The 20,480-nt window shown below is 60.1% G+C and carries 14 protein-coding genes; 8 read left to right on the forward strand and 6 right to left on the reverse strand.

The window, feature by feature from the left end; genetic code table 11:
- Positions 1 to 237: 237 nt before the first annotated feature.
- From JNX03_RS14310 to JNX03_RS14330, 5 genes are all read right to left on the reverse strand, one after another.
- Positions 238 to 858 carry a queuosine precursor transporter gene (locus JNX03_RS14310; protein ID WP_203209693.1) on the reverse strand — a complete coding sequence of 207 codons (621 nt, stop codon included), beginning with the start codon at positions 856 to 858 and terminating at the stop codon, positions 238 to 240.
- Positions 859 to 951: 93 nt separating this feature from the next.
- Positions 952 to 1,842, reverse strand: a complete 891-nt coding sequence (locus tag JNX03_RS14315) for an esterase-like activity of phytase family protein (RefSeq protein WP_203209694.1) — start codon at positions 1,840 to 1,842, stop codon at positions 952 to 954.
- Positions 1,818 to 2,744: a penicillin-insensitive murein endopeptidase gene (mepA, locus tag JNX03_RS14320; RefSeq protein WP_203209695.1), complete on the reverse strand. Its 927-nt coding sequence runs from the start codon at positions 2,742 to 2,744 to the stop codon at positions 1,818 to 1,820. Before mepA ends, JNX03_RS14315 begins: the two co-directional genes overlap by 25 nt.
- Complete coding sequence (locus JNX03_RS14325) at positions 2,741 to 4,114, reverse strand: MFS transporter (protein WP_203209696.1); 1,374 nt, start codon at positions 4,112 to 4,114, stop codon at positions 2,741 to 2,743. The genes mepA and JNX03_RS14325 overlap by 4 nt, the downstream gene beginning before the upstream one ends.
- Before the next feature lie 106 nt (positions 4,115 to 4,220).
- Positions 4,221 to 4,763 (reverse strand): acyl-CoA thioesterase, encoded by a 543-nt coding sequence (locus JNX03_RS14330; RefSeq protein WP_203209697.1) that lies wholly within the window; start codon positions 4,761 to 4,763, stop codon positions 4,221 to 4,223.
- A 125-nt stretch (positions 4,764 to 4,888) separates the two neighbouring features.
- Between JNX03_RS14330 and JNX03_RS14335 the strand changes: the two genes are divergently transcribed.
- The 3 genes from JNX03_RS14335 to yaaA all read left to right on the forward strand — a co-directional run bounded on the left by JNX03_RS14335 (position 4,889) and on the right by yaaA (position 8,146).
- Positions 4,889 to 5,176 (forward strand): YggT family protein, encoded by a 288-nt coding sequence (locus JNX03_RS14335; protein ID WP_203198065.1) that lies wholly within the window; start codon positions 4,889 to 4,891, stop codon positions 5,174 to 5,176.
- Positions 5,177 to 5,293: 117 nt separating this feature from the next.
- A complete protein-coding gene (gene recQ, locus JNX03_RS14340) occupies positions 5,294 to 7,339 on the forward strand; it encodes a DNA helicase RecQ (protein ID WP_203209698.1) in 2,046 nt (681 codons plus the stop codon).
- Between the two features lie 27 nt (positions 7,340 to 7,366).
- Positions 7,367 to 8,146 (forward strand): peroxide stress protein YaaA, encoded by a 780-nt coding sequence (yaaA, locus tag JNX03_RS14345; RefSeq protein ID WP_203209699.1) that lies wholly within the window; start codon positions 7,367 to 7,369, stop codon positions 8,144 to 8,146.
- On the opposite strand, the gene JNX03_RS14350 is transcribed toward yaaA, so the two are convergent.
- Positions 8,131 to 10,302, reverse strand: coding sequence for a response regulator (locus JNX03_RS14350; protein WP_203212255.1), 2,172 nt, complete (start codon positions 10,300 to 10,302; stop codon positions 8,131 to 8,133). The genes yaaA and JNX03_RS14350 overlap by 16 nt on opposite strands.
- A gap of 133 nt (positions 10,303 to 10,435) precedes the next feature.
- Here JNX03_RS14350 and JNX03_RS14355 point away from each other — a divergent pair, with 133 nt between their 5' ends.
- The 5 genes from JNX03_RS14355 (at position 10,436) to JNX03_RS14375 (ending at position 20,480) form a co-directional block, all read left to right on the forward strand.
- Complete coding sequence (locus JNX03_RS14355; RefSeq protein ID WP_203209700.1) at positions 10,436 to 15,877, forward strand: alpha-2-macroglobulin family protein; 5,442 nt, start codon at positions 10,436 to 10,438, stop codon at positions 15,875 to 15,877.
- A complete protein-coding gene (gene pbpC / locus JNX03_RS14360) occupies positions 15,874 to 17,898 on the forward strand; it encodes a penicillin-binding protein 1C (RefSeq protein ID WP_203209701.1) in 2,025 nt (674 codons plus the stop codon). Before JNX03_RS14355 ends, pbpC begins: the two co-directional genes overlap by 4 nt.
- Positions 17,899 to 17,950: 52 nt before the next feature.
- Complete coding sequence (locus tag JNX03_RS14365) at positions 17,951 to 18,868, forward strand: AEC family transporter (protein ID WP_203209702.1); 918 nt, start codon at positions 17,951 to 17,953, stop codon at positions 18,866 to 18,868.
- Between the two features lie 71 nt (positions 18,869 to 18,939).
- Complete coding sequence (locus tag JNX03_RS14370; protein ID WP_203209703.1) at positions 18,940 to 19,590, forward strand: DUF1007 family protein; 651 nt, start codon at positions 18,940 to 18,942, stop codon at positions 19,588 to 19,590.
- The gene (locus tag JNX03_RS14375) at positions 19,575 to 20,480 is read left to right on the forward strand and encodes a nickel/cobalt transporter (RefSeq protein WP_203209704.1); all 906 of its coding nucleotides are present in this window, start codon (positions 19,575 to 19,577) and stop codon (positions 20,478 to 20,480) included. Before JNX03_RS14370 ends, JNX03_RS14375 begins: the two co-directional genes overlap by 16 nt.

The raw sequence follows: 20,480 nt of genomic DNA on the forward strand, positions 1-20,480 counted from the left end.
CCTTAGCGGGCGACCTCCCAAGCTGTTCCGACACCTCTCTCCAATACCTTTCTTGACACTGGATCACCTCCTTTACATTTGTTGAACTCACCTGAATCGTCGCACAGGTTTTTCAATTCGCAAAGTGTTTTTTTGGCGGCGATGTCAAAAGGCGCGGCTGCACCGCAGTTGATTTTATTTTGGAATGAGGGGCGTGGCCCCTCAAACGCCCCGAGTTTATACGCCAAATGAAGAGGATCAGGTGGCGCTGGTCAGCTTGGCTGTGATCAGTCGGAACGGGATCAACGCGATCAGCGCAAGGCTGAGTTTCACGGCCCAGTCGGCCACGGCCAGTGAGACCCAAAGCGGGGCAATGGGGCCGCTGCCCAGCAGAGGCAGAGTTTCGGCCGCCCAGCTGACATCCGTGGCGGGATGGATGAAGGAGAGGCCGCCGGAGAAGGCGATAGAGAAAAACAGGACTGTATCGACCGTGCTCCCGATCAGCGTGCTGGCCAGCGGCGCACGCCACCATGTGCCGCCGCGCAGGGCGGCAAAGATTGCAACATCCAGAAGTTGGGCAACAAGAAAGGCGATGCCCGATGCCACGGCGATGCGCAGTGTAACCAGCGGGCCAAATTCGCCCATGATCTGCGTACCGATCAAAGAACAGATCAGCCCAACCACAAAACCGACAAGCACGACTCGCCGGGCCGCAGATGCGCCATAGACACGATTCATCACATCGGTGACGAGGAAGGCCAGCGGATAGGTGAATGCCCCCCAGGTGAGCCAGTCACCATAGAGAAACTGAACAAGGATATTGGAGGCCACGACGATGATGGCCATGGCAAGGATGCCCGGAAGATATGTGCGTGTCATTTGTAAAACCGTTTTTTGCAAGGGTGCGGCGACTTGGCCTGCGGGGATTCGCAGACAGGGCGGGCTTTACGGTGTTGTGGGCGGCCCTGCAAGTTATTCCGTCAGGGCATATTCGATGATCTGGGTGTGTTGGATCGACAGGAAATTGTCGTCTGACACGAGGATCAGCCGGATTGCACCAGCAGGATCGCGCCAGATGGTGATGGCTTCGAGGTTGTCAAAGCGGGCGGGTCCAGTGCTCAGCAGGGTCTTCGGTCGCAGGGGCATTTGTGCAAGGTCCATGCGGCGGATGCGGCTACGAAAGCCAAGCGGTGTGGCAGCACGTTCGAGCAGGTAGAACAAACCGTCCGGGCCGAAATCCGCGCCTACAGGCAGGAATGGCCCGTGGCGGGGGATGTGATGCGTGATGGACCAAGCACCGTCCTTGAAGCGGAAAACCGGAAAGGGCCGGTCCACTTTGCCTGAGCGTTCGGGGATGGCGTAGAGCGCCCCGTCCGGTCCGGCGGCGAGGGCTTCGATCCCGGAGTTGAGTTGAAACGCGGCAAACTCTTTGGCGCGGGGCAGCGAAGTGATCTTGCCGGTGTCCGCGTCCAGATGGGCCACGTGGTGATCATGTTCTGCAGACAGATATAGCACCCCGTCAGGCCTGCGGGCCAAGCCTTCTGCGTCGTGGTCGCCGGGGGTATCAGTTCCGTTCCAAAGGATCTGGCGGGACTGGAGTTGCAGCCGGTCGATTTGGCCCTCTGGTCCGCGAACAATGCGGGCGATTGCCAGTGATCCACGGTCGCTGATCAGGGTGACCGTCTGTCCGTCCTTAGAAACCTCTGCCCCTGAAAACCCGCCAAACCATGGCGCGTCCTCGGCCCAGTTAAGCTTGGATACCAGCCGCAGCGTTGGCTCTGCCTGCGCCGAAAGTGCAGCGCAGGACAGGCAGAGTACAGCCAGACAAAGGCGCAGGGTCAGTTGCCCAGAACCGAGACGCATTGTGCGGGCAGATCAGCCAAAAGCAATTCGCGGCGCGGTTTGCGTTTGGGTGCGTTTGGATCAGGCGGTGGCGGATTCAGGATGTTGCGCTGCCATTGCCGTGCATCTGCGCAGCCATCACCCGCTGGTGGTGCCTTTTGGTCGACGCAGCCACGCAGCCCCTTGGGGCAATTCAGCCGGACGTGGAAGTGGTAATGATGGCCGTACCAGGGGCGGATTTTGCGCAGATAGCTGCGGTCGCCTTTCTCGTCGGCACACATTTGCACCTTGGCGCCGGGGAAAACAAAGATGCGGGCCACGCGCGGGTCTTTGGCGGCGGCCTTCAGGATGTTGTGATGGGCGCGGGTCCAGTTTTCGTTCACATATGCACCCTTGGCCCGGCGGGTGGAAATGGACGAGATATTCTCGCGTTGCTTGGCCGTCAGAGATAACGATTGCGGCGGCAGCATCCAGATATCGGCATCCAGACCAACCTGATGACTGCGGTGCCCGGTGAGCATCGGTCCACCGCGGGGTTGGCTGAGATCACCGACATAAAGACCTTTCCACCCCGGTTGAGTGGCGGCAAAGCTGGACAGTTTCTTGACCATGTCAATGGTTTCAGGATGTGCCCAGTTGCGGTTGCGTGACAGGCGCATGGCCTGCCAGGTCGGGCCGGATTCGGGCAATTGCTGTGCCCCGGCAAGGCAACCTTTGGCGTAGCTGCCATAGGCGGCAGGGCTCTGGCGTGAGGCAAGGCTTTGGGCGCCGAACAGCTTTTTCGCCTGCACATTGCTTTGAGCGCCGCCGGAGGAGCCAACCGTTGGCAGGACTTCGCGTTCACCGCTGATATCACGTGACCCGCCGCAGGAGGCGAGCAGCAAAGAAAGAGCCGCGCAAGACAAAAGGCGAGACAGGATCATTTTGAAAAATCTCCTTGTGGTTTGACCCATGCTAACAAGATCAACCCTATGATGAACAGCCCCACAACCGGTGTAATTCCCAAACGCTGGCTGCCTGTTACATCACTGGCGATGGCGATCAGGGCCGGGGCAAGAAAAGACGTGGCCTTGCCGGACAGGGCATAAAGGCCAAATGCCTCTGTCATCCGCTCGGGGTTGCCTTGGCGGGTCAACATGTTGCGGGACGAGGCTTGTAGCGCCCCACCAGCCGCGCCGATCAAGGCGCCTGCCACATAAAACAGGATATCCGGCAAGGCAGACCCTTCGGCCAAACTGATCCCCATGGCGGAGGTCGGAGTAAGCGAGATGATCAGACAAGCGGTCAGGATCAGGATGATGCAGCAAGTGACAATGACAGGCATTGGCCCGACGGCCCGGTCCACACGGCCACCGATCCAGCAGAACACCGCGCCGGAAATCGCGGCCAGAATGCCAAAGACACCAATTTCGATGATTGACCAATTCAGCACACCCAACGCGTATATGCCGCCGAATGTGTACATGCCGTTCAGCGCGTCGCGGTAAAACATTGACGAGCCGAGATAAGCCAAAAGCGACGGATGCCGCGGCAGGCTGGCAAGGGTATGCCCAAGATCGCGCAGCCCTTTGCCAAGCTTATAGCGGTCGGCTTGCGGGGTCAGCGTGTCCCGGATGTAGAGGAAAAACGGTATCATAAAGACGGCAAACCAGATCGCGGTCAGCGGACCAACGATGCGGGTGTCTGCCTTGGTTTCCGGGTCGAGCCCGAAGAGCGGCGAAATACCAAGCATCGTCTTGCCGCTGTCGCCCGCCTGAAACAGCATCAGCATCGCGATCAATGCGACCACACCGCCAACATAACCAAAGGCCCAGCCAGACCCGGAAATGCGGCCCAGTTCGGCGCTGTCCTCGTGCAGCTCGGGCAAATAGGAGTTGGTAAAGATTGTCGCAAATTCCATGCCGATCAGGCCGATCCCGAAAAAGAACAATGCCCAGATCACCGAGAAATCCTGCGGCGCGGTCCACCATGTGCCGGCGGCCCCGACGACATAGAGAATGGAAAACAGCCAGATCCAAGGCAGTTTTCGGCCAGAGCTGTCTGCAATCGCGCCCAAAATCGGGGCAAGCACCGCAATCAGAATGCCGGTCAGGGTTAGCCCGTAACCCCAATAGGCCTGCGATTGTGCTTTGGCCGCGTCAAGGGTCATGCCGCCTTCAACCAAGGCAGCGGTGGCCGTTTGGGCAAAATAGGGTCCAAAAATAAAGGTCAGCATCAGGGTGTTGTAGGGCTGACTGGCCCAGTCAAAGAAATACCAACCCCAGATCCGCTTGCGCGCGCTTATGTTTGCCATTGTCCCACCCCGTTTGTTCTAAACCAAAAGTAGAACAGGCAATGAGAGGCCGCGCAAGCAAAGGTTTCATGACGGTAGGGCGCAGGTCCCCGCTGGCCCCTGAACGTCACGCATCTTGCATCGGTGGCCATGGACGTTGGGCGTCTGATGCGCACCATGCGGCAACCCACTCGGGCATCGGCGGTGAGGTGACTGTCTGACCCAACGCGGCCAACACGCGGTCCGGCGTCACCAGCCCGTTTTTGTCAGTCACCGCAGAGCGGAACAGCACATGACTGGCGCATTCACCGTTCTTCTTCCACATGCTTTGCTCAAGATAGATGAATTTGTCATCCCAACACAGGGTTCGGCTGCGCATCTCGAACCGTTCAAACCCGTGGATCCGGCGGCGGAAGCGGGTGCTGACACCGGCCATTGTCATGCCCCAGCCTTCACGCCGCAAAATGCGGATCAATCCGCCACGTTGCGCCATGCCCATGCGCCCCAGATCATAAAGCGACATGGCGCGACCATTGTTCAGCTCAAGCCAGAAATCCAGGTCATGCGGCCAGCAGATGTGATGGCTTACATGGGTGTCGGTCAATGATTTGAAGGGCGGTTGGCGGCTCGCCAGCCAGGTGTCTTTGATCATGCGGACAAATGGAAACATCGGTCTCTCCTTTCACGTGATAACCGCCACCACTTGACGTGGACGTCAACCATGAACCTCGCGGCACCCTTGCGGTTTTTGGCCGCGGCGCTTAACTGAAAGGCACGTCTTTGAAAGGGCTCTTGATGACATCGCTGTTCCAAATTCTGATGCTGTTGCTCGACATCTTGTATTTTATCGTGATCGCCCATGTGATCATGTCATGGCTGATCAATTTTCAGGTTTTGAACCTGCGGCAGCAATTGGTGGCACAGATCTGGTACGGGCTGAATCGTTTGCTTGAACCGATCTATAGCCGCGTCCGGGCCATTATTCCGCAAATGGGTGGGCTTGATCTGGCGCCGCTGGTGGTGCTGATCGGTGTGGCGATCGCACGGATCGTGCTCATGAACAACGCGGCGCTGTTCTATTGACCTGAGCTGGTTCAGCCCAGAGGCACGAATTGATCGACCATTCGTGCGCAGGGACTTGTTCACCCATTATTAGTGTGGGAGTCTGCATAAAAAGAGCAGACAGTTTTAAGGACTCCCATGACAGGCGCTGCCACGCTGCTTCGTGATGTATTTGGCTTTGACGCCTTCCGCCCCGGCCAACAAGAGATTGTCGAGGCGGTGACGGATGGCGAAAATGTGCTTGCCATTATGCCAACAGGTGGCGGCAAATCCCTTTGTTTTCAATTGCCTGCGATGATGCGTGATGGTGTGACGGTGGTTATCTCTCCGTTGATTGCCCTGATGCGCGATCAGGTCCGGTCCTTGCAAGAGGCCGGTGTGGGCGCGGGGGCGCTGACTTCTGGAAACACCCCCGAAGAAACCGATGCTGTCTGGGAAGGGCTGGAGGCAGGCACACTCAAGCTGCTTTATATGGCACCGGAACGTTTGGCGGCGGGTTCCGTCACCGGAATGCTCAAACGTGTGGGCGTCAGCCTGATTGCGGTTGATGAGGCCCATTGCGTCAGCCAATGGGGCCATGACTTTCGCCCCGATTACCTGCGCATCGGCGAATTGCGCCGTGCATTGGACGTGCCGCTGGCTGCCTTTACCGCAACGGCGGACATCGAAACCCGCGCCGAGATTGTGCAAAAGCTGTTTGACGGCTCCCCACCCAAGAGCTTTCTGCACGGATTTGACCGGCCGAACATCCATCTGGCCTTTGCCGCCAAGAACAAGCCGCGCGATCAGATCCTCACTTTCGCTGCCGCTCGCAAAGGGCAATCCGGCATTGTCTATTGCGGCACCCGCGCCAAGACCGAAGGGATTGCCAAGGCGCTGCGCGACGCGGGGCAAAAGGCGATCCACTATCATGGCGGGATGGAGGCCGAAGATCGCCGGATCGCTGAACGCCAGTTTCAGCAAGAAGATGGGCTGATCGTCTGCGCCACCGTGGCCTTTGGTATGGGGGTCGACAAACCTGACATCCGTTGGGTTGCCCATGCGGATCTGCCCAAAAGCATCGAGGCCTATTATCAGGAGATTGGCCGCGCGGGGCGCGATGGTGCGCCTGCCGAAACGCTGACGTTGTTTGGCCCTGATGACATCCGGTTGCGCCGGTCGCAGATTGACGAAGGCCTTGCGCCGCCGGAACGCCGCGCGGCGGATCATGGTCGGTTGAATGCATTGCTGGGGCTGGCCGAGGCGCTTGAATGCCGCCGCAAGACCCTGCTCAGCTATTTTGACGAAACCGATGTGACTTGCGGCCGTTGCGATCTGTGTGACACCCCCGCCGAGGTCTTCGATGGCACCACCGCTGTGCGCAAGGCATTGTCTGCCATTTTGCGCACCGAAGAATGGTTTGGCGCGGGTCATCTGATCGATATTTTACTCGGTGTGGAAACCGACAAGGTCAAGGCGCGTGGTCATGCCAGCCTGCCAACCTTTGGTGTGGGCGGTGAATACGACCGTCGCCAATGGCAGGCGGTGTTCCGGCAGATGATGGGCCATGATCTGATCCGACCAGATCCTGAACGCCACGGCGCTTTGCGCATGACCGATGCGGCCCTGCCGATCTTGCGCGACGAGGCCAAGATAAACCTGCGCCGCGACACGATCAAAGCGGCGGGTGCAACCCGCAGACCTGCCGTCAAAGCGATGGTCAGCGAAGAAGATGCGCCGCTGCTCTCCGCGCTCAAGGCCAAGCGACGGGCGCTGGCCGAGGTGGCCAAGGTGCCAGCCTATATCATCTTTACAGACCGCACCTTGATCGAAATGGCCGAAACGCGCCCCCGTGATCTGGATGGCATGGCGCGCATTGGCGGGGTGGGCGCGAAAAAGCTGGAAACCTATGGCGCGGCTTTCCTTGAAGTGATCAATGGAGAGGCTGAACAGATGCATCCCACCCGCCGCAAACTGGCCGGACGTGAGGCGGGCAATGTCTATGACCAGCTGTTGCAGGTGCAGGCCGATCTGGCGCGGGGTTTAGCGGGCACAGACAAACCGCTGAGCTGTTCTGCATCCCAGCTTGCCAAGGTGGCACAACTGCGCAATGCCGATGAAACCGCATTGGAGCGACTGTTGGGGGAACGCCGGGCAGATCGTTTTGGGCCGGCCTTTCTGGACGTCCTGCGGGACGCGGGCTAGATCAGTCAGACCGAAGGGGAGAGTTCTATGTTGGTGGTGATTTCTCCGGCCAAAAGGCTGGATTGGGCAGAGCGGGACGTGACAACAACGCAGCCCGATTTTCAGGATGATGCCGTGCGGCTGGCCAAGACCGCCCGCAACCTGACTTTGGGCAAACTCAAAGGTTTGATGGATCTCAGCGATGATCTGGCTCGGCTTAACCGTGACCGGTTCAATGCCTTTGAATCGGAACCATCTGACAAGACCACCCGGCCTGCAGCGCTGGCCTTTGCCGGTGATACCTATCAGGGGCTGGAGGCTGCGAGTCTGGACGCCGATGAAATGGCATGGGCGCAGGAGCATCTGCGTATTCTGTCGGGCCTTTATGGTGTATTGCGCCCCTTGGATGCGATCCAACCTTACCGTCTGGAAATGGGCAGTCGGCTCAAAACCCGGCGGGGTGCGAACCTCTATGACTATTGGCGTGACGGGCTGTCAAAGGCGCTGAATGCGCAGGCTGAACAGGTTGGAACGGATGTGCTGATCAATTGCGCCAGTCAGGAATATTTTGGCGCGGTGGCCCCAAAGGCCCTGAAACTGCGGGTGATCACACCGCAATTCATGGAGGACAAGGGCGACGGCAAAGGGCCCAAGATCGTCAGCTTTTTTGCCAAAAAGGCACGTGGTGCCATGGCGCGATTCATTGTGCAGAACCGGCTCACCGAGGCCGACGCAATCCGCGACTTTGATATCGGTGGCTATGCCTGGCAAGAGGCCGCATCGACGCCCGATAAACCGGTGTTCGTGCGGCCTTACCCATCATCCTGAGGGGGGTGGAGCGGGGCAAGATCTGCCGTCCAGACCGCTTCGATTTGCTCAAGAATTTGCGGCTTTCGCAAGGGCTTGGTCAGATAATGATCCATGCCCGCCTCAATCAAAACCCTGTCATCTCCGGCCATGGCATGGGCGGTCATTGAGATGATCGGCACACGCTGCCCGGTTCCGGATTCCAATTGGCGGATTGCGGCGGTGGCTTCCTTTCCGTCCATTTTGGGCATGGAAATATCCATAAACACCAGATCCGGCACAATGCTCTGGAACAACTCCACAGCTTCTTCACCGTTGCTGGCAAATGTCAGGTCGATGTTCAGATCCTTGATCATTTTGCGAAACACCAATTGGTTGGTCTTGTTGTCTTCAGCCGCCAGAATGCGCATCACGCGTGGGAGGATAGAAATCGCTGGCGGTCCGTGATCCGGTTCGGAATGCAATTTTGTCAATTGATCGAGCAACGCCGCACGCGGCAGCGGTTTGGGCAAAATCCCTTGGACCAGCGGTGCCGACGGATCGATAAGGGCATCGGCAGGGTGATCGGAACACAAAAGGATCGGCACGGGGAGGCCCTGTTCCCGCAGGGCCGCGCATAGTTCAAAACCGTCCATATTCGGCATGTTGTGATCGGTGATCAGCAGATCAATCTCCGGTCCAAAACAGGCCAAAGCCTCCTTGCCGCTGGCGCAGGATGTGACAGTCAAACCCAGTTGTGTCAGTTGCCGTTCCAGAATGGTGCGGTGAATGTCGACGTCATCGACAATCAGGACGTTGCGCAGATCCGCAGGGCGGGCAAAGCCAGCCGCCATGGATGCGGCCTGCGGGACCATTGGCAGTTTCACGCCAAAGCACGAACCATTGCCTTCCTCGGACGTCACCCATATGTCGCCGCCCATCATTTCCACCAACCGTTGCGAGATCGCGAGGCCCAGCCCTGTCCCGTCAAACTGCCGGTTGCGTTCGTTTTCAACCTGATTGAATTCCCCAAAGATGTGATCGACCATATCGGCGGGAATGCCGATCCCGGTGTCTTCGATCACGATGTGCACCTGCGCGGTTTTTGCATCCTCATCGACGACACCGGTCACACGGACCAGAATATGCCCCTGTGCGGTGAATTTCACAGCATTGCCAATCAGGTTGGTCAACACCTGCCGAATGCGCCCCGGATCGCCGATCAATTGGCTTGGCAAGAACAGATCATAGTCCAGTGCCGTTCGCAGCCCCTTGTCCCGCACCGAAGGTTGCAACAACATCAACACCTCTTGAATGGCGCGTTCCAGATCAAAGGGCTCAGGGTGCAGATCCAGCCTTTTGGCTTCGATCTTGGAATAGTCCAACACGTCATTGATAATCACCAGGAGTGCTTCGCCCGAGTTCTTGATCGTCTGAACATAAAGCTGTTGTTCGGCGTCCAGTTCGGTATCGGCCAGCACCTCGGCCATGCCAACCACACCGTTCATCGGCGTGCGTATCTCATGGCTCATATTGGCCAGAAACGCCGATTTGGCGCGGTTCGCACTTTCGGCAATGGCGCGGGCCTCTTTGAGCTTTTTCTCATAGGCAACCGTGGCCGTGATATCGAGGCCAAGCGAGACCATATCGCCCCCCGGTCCGCGTTGGTCATGCAGCTTGATCGACGCCCCGTTCCACAACTTGATGATCACCGGATCCGGGTCTGTCGAATGCAATCGATCCGTCATCATCTTGCGCCAGGCACGGGCGGGCAGATCGCCGGTGTTCACGATACCCTCATCGGTGAGCACTTGCAGGATGGTGATGTAGTTGACGCCCGGTTTGACCACCTCAAGCCCGTCAAACACGTTCAGATAGGCGCGGTTTGCCATGATCATCTCGTTGTCGCCATTGAAAAAGGCAAAGCCGTCCTTGATCGTTTCAATGGAATACCACAGTCGCCTTTCGGTGATGGCGATGCGTTGATTGGCGGCACTCAGGTCGGACTTGACCCGCTGGTTCTCGCCCCGGATGCTTTCCACCTCGGCGCGGGTTTCGACGATCTCCTCGCTCAGCTGCTGGGCATGTCGGCCCAACTTGCGATTGGCGGCAAAAAGCTCGGCTTTCTTAAGCTCAAGCATCCGCTCCGCCGCGAGCCTGCTGCGCCGCTCTTCGGTCAGTTTGCTGGCAAGGCTCATCCGCCGCTCCGCCATGTTTCCGTGTTCGGGCGCAGACTGCGCAATCAGGGTGAACATCCGCTTAAGGTTTGCGGCAGACTTGTCTGATTTCATGGCCCGTGGCACCTTTGCGGCATTTCTGAAGGAGATTGTGATGCTGCGTTTGCGCCTGTTGAAGAGTTTGATCGTTTGCATTGCGGCCCTTGCCGCACCGGCACGGGGGCAAGATGCGCTGCCTGATCATCGTTACCTCTTCACGCGGGATGTGGATTTTTATGGTGCCGATCTGACCAATCTCTTTGATACCACGCAAGCGGCTTGCGAACGGGCGTGCAGCGCCCAAGACACATGCGTCGCTTTCACGTTCAACACCCGCTCCCACGCATGTTTCCCCAAGTCTGCCCTGTCTGACCGGCAACCCTATGTCGGGGCCATGTCTGCCCGAAAAGTGGCGACCGATCCCGCTGCGTTGGCCATGCAATCGGCCCGCACAGGCGCGTTGGATTTCTTGCGGCAGAATGATTTTGGCAACGCCCGGCTGCAAGTCTTGGACAATGCCCGGCGGTTCACCTTTTCGGATGAAACCGCAGAGGAGCTGATCGGTGCGATGACGCTGGCAGAGCAGGGTGGGAATACAAACTCGGCGCTGCTTTGGGCCAGCCGGGCCGCCGCGTTGACAGATCGGGGCGATATCTGGGTTCGGGTTGCGGACCTGTCGCTGAAACAGGCAGACGCCACGCAGGCCAGCGGCAAGAAACGGCAGTTTCGCCGTGAAGCACTGAAAGCCGCCGTGAACGCCTATTTGCGGGCACAAACCCCGGCCATTCAGGTGAATGCCCTTGAAGCCATGTCTCGCGCCTTGGAAGTAAGCCGCCGTGGCCGGGACATGATCCCGGCATTGCGCCTTGCGCTCTCCATCGCGCCGCGGGACGATCTTGAGGCGGCCCTTGAAGATGCCATCGGGAAGTACGGGTTTCGCGTTGTTGAACACCGCGTTGACAATAACGCCGCTGCGCCGCGGATCTGTACGGAGTTTTCAGAGAAACTCGTCCAGGTCGGTGTCGATTACGACCCCTTTGTGCGCGTTGAAGGGCGCGGGCTGGCGGTGCAGTCAGATGGGAACCAGCTATGCATCGACGGGGTGGAACATGGTGCCCGATATGACGTGACCCTGCGCGAAGGCCTGCCCTCCGCCAGCGGTGAAGCCCTGCACCGAGATGTACGGTTGCGGCTTTACGTGCGGGACCGGTCCCCGCAAGTCAGGTTTGGCGGGCGGGCCTATGTGTTGCCGCGATCCGAAAAGGCGGGCATTCCGGTCGAGACAGTGAACGTAGACACATTGGACCTCAAGTTGCGCCGGGTCAGCGACCGCAACCTGGTGCGGGCGATCCGCGAAAGCTATTTTGGACGGCCGCTCAGCAAATATGAAGACGACCAGTTCTCTCAGACATTGGCGCAGGATATCTGGGAAGGCACCGGCACGGTCCAGAACAACCTCAACGTGGACATGACCACCCGTCTGCCTTTGGGCGATATCCTTGGCCAACAGCCTGCTGGGATATACACGCTCAGCGCCTCGGTGCCGGGGCAGGATCCCTATGACAATCCCGCCGCGACCCAATGGTTTGTCTTGTCCGATCTTGGCATTTCCACCCTGTCGGGTGTGGACGGCCTGCATGTCGCCGTGCGCCGCCTGACCGACGCAGAGCCCCGCGCCGGTATCGAGCTGAGCCTGATTTCCCGCGCCAATGCCGTGCTTGGAAAGGCCACCACCGATTCAAGCGGGTTCGCCCAGTTTCCTGCCGGGCTCAGTCGCGGCAATGGTGGATCTGCCCCGGCATTGTTGATGGCGGAAGACGGCTCGCATGATGTTGCATTCCTGCCTTTGACCGATCCCGCCTTTGACCTGTCCGACCGGGGTGTCGAGGGGCATCCACCCGCTCCGCCCATTGATGTGTTCATGACCACAGATCGCGGCGCCTACCGCGTGGGCGAGACGATCTATGCCACCGTCCTGACCCGTGATGCACAGGCGCAGGCGATTGATGAGCTGCCAGTGACCGCGATCCTCAAACGACCCGACGGTGTGGAATACAGCCGCAGCCTCAGCAGTGATGCGAAGGCGGGCGGTCATGTTTTTGCATTGCCCTTAGGGGCGGATGTGCCGCGCGGCGCTTGGCGGATTGACATACTGACCGATACAACAGAGCCCGCATTGGCCAGCCAGACCGTGCTGGTCGAAGACTTCTTGCCAGAGCGGATTGATTTCGACCTGTCCCTGCCGGACAGTCCATTGCGCCTGACATCATCGCCGTCGCTCAATGTTCAGGTGGACTATCTCTTTGGCGCGCCGGGGGCCAATCTGGACGTTGAAGGGGACGTGCGCCTGCGGGCCAAGCGCGGGATTGACGGTTGGCCGGGCTATCGCTTTGGCCGCCATGACAGCGCGTTCCGTACCCAAACCCGTTTTATCGGCAATGCCGTCACTGATGCGGCAGGCAAGGCGGTTCTGCCGCTGACACTGCCGAAGCTGGAACAAGATCCAGGACTGCCGATGGAGGCCGAGATAATCCTTCGGGTCGCCGAAGGATCAGGCCGTCCGGTCGAACGCCGCCTGACCAATGCGGTGGTCAGCGACATGCCGATGATTGGCATCAAGCCATTGTTTGAGGATGTTCTGGCAGAAGGCAGCGAAGCGGCGTTTGACCTGATCGCCCTGGGTTCGCAAGCACAAGCGATGCCAATGCAGGTGCGCTGGACCCTGAACAAGGTCGAGACCCGTTATCAGTGGTATCAGCTTTACGGCAACTGGGAATGGGAGCCGACAACCCGTCGCACCCGTGCCGCTACTGGTGAGGTCACGCTGGGTGCAGAGCCTGTATCAGTATCCGCGCCAACTGAATGGGGCGAATATGAGCTGGTCGTGGAGCGGATCGGCAGTGATTACGCCGCCGCCTCGGTTGCGTTCTATTCCGGCTGGTATGGCGGAGATGGATCAACCGACACGCCAGACCGGCTTGAGATGTCGCTTGATGCCGAAAGCTACGCTGTCGGTGATCCGGTGCGCCTGCGCGTTGCTGCAAAAACCGGGGGTGTTGCGCTTGTATCTGTGCTGTCCAACCGGGTGATCGAACGCAAGGCGGTGATGGTGAACGCGGGGGAGAACATGATCCCGCTCACTGTGACGGATGCTTGGGGCAGCGGCGCTTATGTCACCGTGTCCTTGCTGCGCGGCATGGACGAAGCCGCCGGCCTGAACCCCGCCCGCAGTCTTGGTCTCGCCCATGCCTCGGTGCGCCCCGGAAAGCGGGCACTGTCCGTCAGTCTGGACGCGCCAAAGGTGGTAGATGGGCAGGCCGGCACCCTGCGCGCCGCTGTGCAGGTCGAGGGCGTGCAACCGGGCGAGACCGCCTATGTGACGCTGGCCGCAGTGGACGTGGGCATTTTGAATCTCACTGGGTTCAGAGCCCCGGATGCAAGCGATCACTATTTTGGCCAGCGCCGCTTGGGTGTCGAAATGCGCGACATCTATGGCCGCTTGATTGATGGGATGAACGGGGCGCTTGGCACGGTCAGATCCGGCGGGGATGCCGCCGCCAGCGCCCAGGTACAATCGCCGCCCCCGACCGAAGAGCTGATGGCGTTTTTCACAGGTCCGATCACGGTTGGCCCCGATGGCCGCGCCGAGGTTGAGATCATTCGCCCTGCCTTTAACGGCACAATCAAGTTAATGGCGGTGGCATGGTCTCCCAGCGGGGTTGGGGAAGCCTCTGCCGATGTGGTCGCCCGCGATCCGGTTGTGGTCACGGCCTCCCTGCCGCGGTTCCTTGCCCCGGGCGATCAAAGCCGGATGTTGTTGGAGTTGGTCCATGCCGAAGGGTCAGCAGGGCAGATGTCACTGCAAGCCTTTGCAGACGCAGGTCTCTCCTTGGGTGACTTACCTGCGAATGTGACCCTGCCTGAAAAAGGCAGCCTGCGCATCAATGTGCCGGTCACCGGGCGCGAGATTGGCGATCACCTGATTACCGTTTCGCTCACCACGCCGGACGGTAAGGAATTGCGCAAAGTGCTGACTGTGCCGGTGCGCATCAATGATCCGGAAGTGGCAGTCACGCGTCAGTTCTCGCTGGGCCAAGGTGAAACCTTCACCTTTGATGGCAATGTGTTCGCGGGCCTGCGCCCGGGCACCGCGTCGGCCACGCTGACGGCTGGACCCTTGGCGCGGTTTGATGTGCCCGGCTTGCTCCGCCAGCTTGACCGCTACCCTTACGGATGCACCGAACAGGTCACCTCAAGCGCGATGCCACTGCTGTATCTCAGCTCGGTCGCGCAATCGGCAGGTTTGGGGGAACCCGCGCGGATCAATGACAAGATCGGCAAAGCCATTGAACGGGTGCTGAACCGGCAGGCCAGTAACGGTGCCTTTGGATTGTGGCGTGCGCAATCGGGTGACTTCTGGCTGGATGCCTATGTCACCGATTTCCTGTCGCGGGCGCGGCATGAGGGGCATGCAGTGCCGGATCTGGCCTTCTCGCTGGCGATGGACAACCTGCGCAACCGGATCAATTATGCCCCCGATTTCGATGCGGGCGGCGAAGACGTGGCTTACGCCCTGTTGGTGTTGGCCCGTGAGGGCGCGGCGCAGATGGGCGATCTGCGCTACTATGCGGACACCAAGGCCGATGACTTCGGAACGCCGCTGGCTGCGGCGCAATTGGGTGCGGCGCTGGCCGCCTATGGTGATCCGGTGCGGGCTGATATGATGTTCCGCAAGGCAGGATTGCTGTTGTTGCGGGATCGTGACAGGCGCCAAGGCTGGCGCGATGATTATGGCACCAACCTGCGGGACACGGCGGCGGTGCTCAAGCTCAGCGCCGAAGCCGGAAGCGCTGCTATTGATCCGGCAACCTTGATCAGTTGGACCCGCCGTGAGACGGGCCGCTTGTCCACACAAGAAGCGGCTCAGGTTGTGCTGGCGGCCCATGCCCTGACCGGCCCGCAAGCAGTTTCGGGGCTGGAGGTGGATGGCGCAGCGGTTGCTGGCCCGTTGGTAAAGCGATTGATCGACGCTGCACCGATATCCTCCAAGATCCGCAATGCCAGTGATGTGGCAATGGATGTGACCCTGACCGCCTTTGGCGTCCCCGAGGTCGCGCCAGAGGCGGGCGGTTATGGCTATAGCATGACGCGGCGCTATTTCACTATGGACGGCAATCTGGTCGAGGGGGCAGTGCAGACCGGAGAACGGATGGTCGTCGTGATCGAAGTGACCCCGTTTGAGGATATCGGTGCACGCCTGATCGTTGACGATCCCTTGCCCGCCGGGCTTGAGATAGACAACCCCAACCTGCTGCGCAGCGGCGAGATCGGCGCGTTAAGCTGGCTGAGCACCAAACCTGCCGAAAACGCCGAGTTCCGCAGTGACCGGTTCATTGCCGCCGTTAATCACCGCAAAGCAGAGCCGTTCCAACTGGCCTATATCGTGCGGGCGGTGACACCGGGGCAATACCATCACCCGGCGGCTTTGGTCGAAGACATGTACCGCCCCGAATACCGCGCGACGACCGCCAGCGGCACGTTGACCGTTCTGCCATGATCCGCCGCTTTGGCCTTTTTGCCCTTGTTGGGTTATTGGGCCTTGGTGCGGGTCTGCGTGACGGATTTGACGCTTGGGTTGACGGGACGGCTGTGCCGCCGGTCTTGGTCGAGACTTCCGCCGAAGTACGGGACCGACACGGCGCATTGATGCGGGTATTTCCTGTTGAGGATGGCCGGGTGCGGCTGGCGGTGGCTCTGGATCAGGTGGATCCAGAGTTTATTTCCATGTTGCTGCGCTATGAGGACAAGCGGTTTTATCGGCATAGCGGGGTTGATCCCCTGGCAATGCTGCGCGCGGCAAGCCAGGCCTTATGGCAAGGCGAGATCGTATCCGGCGGGTCGACCCTGACAATGCAGGTGGCACGGTTGTTGGAAAATTCCGGCACCGGGCGTTGGCAGGGCAAACTGCGGCAAATTCGGCTGGCACTGGCGCTGGAACGGCAGTTGGACAAGGACCAGATCCTGTCTCTGTATCTCCTGCATGCGCCCTATGGCGGTGCGGTTGAAGGGGTCCGTGCCGGATCGCTGGCTTGGTTTGGCAAGGAACCGGCGCGTTTGACCATGGCAGAGGCGGCCTTGTTGGTGGCCCTACCACAAGCGCCTGAGGCCCGCCGCCCCGACCGCCACCCGGCCCGCGCCGCTGCGGCCCGCACCCGCGTGCTGCAGCGCACCCAGCCCGCCGCTGGTGTCCATCTGTTAAAACTGCCAAGCAAGATGGTGCCCTTTGTCCGATTAGCGCCGCATCTGACAGATCGGATCGCGGCGGAAGACCCTTTGCGGCAACGGTTCGACCTGACGCTGGATGCCCGGTTGCAAACCCAACTCGAAGCGCTGGCCGGCCATGCGGTCCGGGGCCAGCCACGCGGCGTATCAGCGGCGATATTGGTGGCCGATCACCGCACCGGCGCGATACTGGCCTCGGTGGGATCGCCGCGATATTCTGCAGGGGGCGGCGCCGCGGGGTTTGTCGATATGACCCGCGCGATCCGTTCACCGGGATCGACCCTCAAACCTTTTGTCTATGGATTGGCCTTTGATCAGGGTCTGGCACATCCCGACACGCTGATCAACGACGCTCCCGTGGCTTTTGGCCGCTACGCGCCCCAGAATTTCGACGGTCAGTTTCGCGGCGAGTTGACGGTGCGCGAGGCGCTGCAATTGTCTCTCAACATCCCGCCTGTCCTGCTCACTCAAGAGCTGGGCGCGGCGCGGTTGATGGCGGGCCTACGGGCGGGCGGTGCGGTGCCGCATTTGCAGGGCAAGCCGGGGTTGGCCGTGGCGCTGGGCGGTGTGGGCCTCACGCTGACGGATTTGGTGCAACTCTACGGGGCGCTGCCGCAGGGCGGTCGGGCTGCGCAGCTTTATGCATTGCAAGGCGGTGCGCAACAGTCCCAGCGGCGCATGATGACCCGCGCTGCCGCATGGCAGGTTTCCCATATCTTGGCCAGCATCACGCCGCCAAACGGCGCGGCCGCACGTGCCAGGCAGATCGCCTATAAGACAGGCACCTCCTACGGGCACCGGGATGCATGGGCGATCGGGTTTGACGGGGCACATGTGATTGGCGTCTGGCTTGGCCGGCCGGATGGCACGCCGGTGCCGGGGGTCTTTGGCGGTGATCTGGCCGCCCCGATCCTGTTCGAGGCCTTTGGCCGTCTGAAAACCGCCCCCGATCCCTTGCCTGGACCGCCGCCCGAAACCCTGATCGTCAGCACCGCGTCCTTGCCCGCGCCCCTGCAAAGGTTCCGACCCCGCGACGCGGTGTTTGCCGGGGCCGCAAACTACCCCGTTGTGGCCTTTCCGCCGGATGGCGCGGTTTTGCAGCGTGGCCTTGATGGGGTTTCATTGAAACTGCGGGCCGGGGTATTGCCTTTGACCATACTGGTAGACGGGGCACCGATTGTCACCGGATTGCACCGCCGCGATGTGGTTCTGCCGCTGACATCGCCGGGGTTTTCACGCATTTCGGTGATTGACGCCATGGGGCAGGCCGTGCAGGTGCAAATCAGGCTGGACTGACCTTTGCGCAGCTGTCACCAGTGGCACGCTGCCCCTAACCAAGAGCCTTTGTATGTCCCTCGCCCTGTCTGTTCTTCCGCTGATCCTGATCATCGCCCTGGGGTATCTGCTGGCCAAAAGCGAGGTGCTGCCAAAAGCGGATTGGAAAGGCATCGAAACGCTGAGCTTTCGGGTGCTGATCCCTGCTGTACTGATCCTGACCCTGTCGCGCACAGATTTGTCCTTTGCCCTTTACGGCGGTGTCATGCAGGGGTTCTTGCTGACCTGGGCGGTGATTGCCATTCTGGCACTCATGCTACGCGTGTTGCCGCAAGCGCGGCTTGCCAACCCAGGTTTCACCACGATCTTTCAGACAGGCACCCGCTGGAATGCCTTTGTTGCCCTCGCTGCGGCAGAGCAGTTCCTGGGCGCCTCCGGACTTGGTGTCATCGCCATCGCGATTGCGCTTTTGATCCCGACGATCAATGTCACCTGCATCATTGTTCTCACGGCATTTGGCCCGCAATCGGCAAGCACAGCGCAGGTGATCAAAACCGTCGCCAAAAACCCGTTGGTGCAGGCCTGCGCGGCAGGATTGATCATCTATTTCAGCGGCATCACCCTGCCAATGCCGGTGATCGAAGCCCTCGATATGGTCGGCAGAGGGGCCCTGGCCGTCGGCTTACTCGCCGTCGGTGCCGGCGTCAGCTTGCGGCGGCTGGGCCGGTGGGATTGGAGGCTGGGCACAGCGGTGGTGTTGCGGCCTCTGCTGGCTCCCGCGGTGTTCGCGACCATCGCCGCAGCGCTGTCCCTCAGCCCGGAACAAACATTGGCCGGCGTATTGGTCTTTGCCGCACCTGCCGCCTCCAATGGCTATATCGTGGCCAAGCAGATGGGCGGTGATGCTGACCTTTATGCAGATGTCCTGACTTGGCAAACCGTTTTGTCGCTGGCGGTTCTCCCGCTTTGGGCTGGATACATACTGGGCTGAGTCTTGCCCATGTCGAGACAGGGCGGACTGCAGATATTGCCCCGCTTTGCCGCGCTGGATAGAACACAGGTATGAAACGCATTTTCCCATTGTTGATGGCGCTGGTGATCGCACAGCCACTTGGTGCACATCCGCATGTCTTTATCGACACGGGGCTTGCCCTCGACTTTGGTCCCGAGGGCCGGTTGCAACGGGTAAAAGTGACATGGATCTATGATGCGTTCTATTCCCTGCTCATCACCCAGGACATGGAACTTGATCCGGACGGCGATGGGATCCTGAGCCCGGCTGAACAGTCAGAGCTCATTGGCTTTGACATGCAATGGGTGGAGGGGTTCAACGGTGATCTGGTGATCACCCAAGCCGGGCAGGAACTCGCTTTGTCAGGGCCGCAGGATGTGGGGGCCACTTTCGAGAACGGTCAGATCATCACCACTCACTGGCGCGATGTGACCCAGGATCAGCCTGGCAGCGGCAACTATGAAATCACGCCCTATGATGCCAGCTATTATACTGCCTATGAAGTCACCCAACCGGTGCAGCTTTCTGGCGCGGATCAATGCCGCAGCCGGATCGCGATGCCCGACATCACCGCCGATCTTGATGCATTGCGTCAGGAATTGTTTGCTCTCGACAGGCAGACCCAACCTGAGGACGCAGGCCTGCCGGATATCGGCGCAAAGTTTGCCACCAAGGTGATCGTGACATGCGCATCATCCTGAGTTTGGCCGCCGCTGCGGTGATCTTGCTTTTGCTGGTGCTGTGGGCAGGAGGCGGCGTGGATGCCATTGGCCAATGGGCCGCCGCGCAGCAACGCAGTTTTCAAAACACCATCGCCCTTGCCTTGAGGGCAGCACGTGCAGGCGAGAGCGGCGCTGTTGTTGCGTTGCTTGGCGCTTGTTTTGCCTATGGTCTGGCCCATGCGGCGGGTCCGGGGCACGGGAAGGTTTTGATCGGCGGGTATGGATTTGGCCGTGCTGTGCCGATGCTGCGTCTGTCAGTGATTGCACTGCTGGCATCTCTGGGGCAGGCCGTGACAGCGGTGGCCTTGGTCTATGCCGGTGTGCTGATCCTGAACCTTGGCCGGGACAGCATGATCGGGTTTACAGAACAGATTATGGCTCCGGTCAGCTATGGCGCGATTGCCCTGATCGGTCTTTGGCTATTGTGGCGCGGTTTGCGCCGGATGTCTGGGCGCGGTGAAACCCATACTCAGGATCATGCCCACGACCATGGCGCAGAAGTGTGCGGGCACTGCGGCCATGCCCATGGCCCAACACTGGACCAGGTCGGGCAAGCCGGCGATCTGCGGACCGCCTTGGCATTGATTGCGGGTATCGCGGTGCGACCTTGCACCGGCGCGCTTTTTGTTTTGATCATCACATGGCAAATGGGCATCGGGTCGCTGGGCATTGCGGGTGCTTTTGCGATGGCCGTTGGAACGGCGTTGATCACCATCTCAGTGGGCTTGGCCGCCTCTGGCCTGCGCGGCGGTTTGCTGGCGGGCCTTGCCGGTTCCACCCGTCTGGCCCAGGTCGCATCGGTTGTTGAAACCCTTGCCGGAGCGGTGGTCTTCGCCATTGCGCTCACGCTGCTTTTGCGGGCGATTTAA

This window comes from Sulfitobacter mediterraneus, assembly GCF_016801775.1.
GTDB lineage: Bacteria > Pseudomonadota > Alphaproteobacteria > Rhodobacterales > Rhodobacteraceae > Sulfitobacter > Sulfitobacter mediterraneus_A.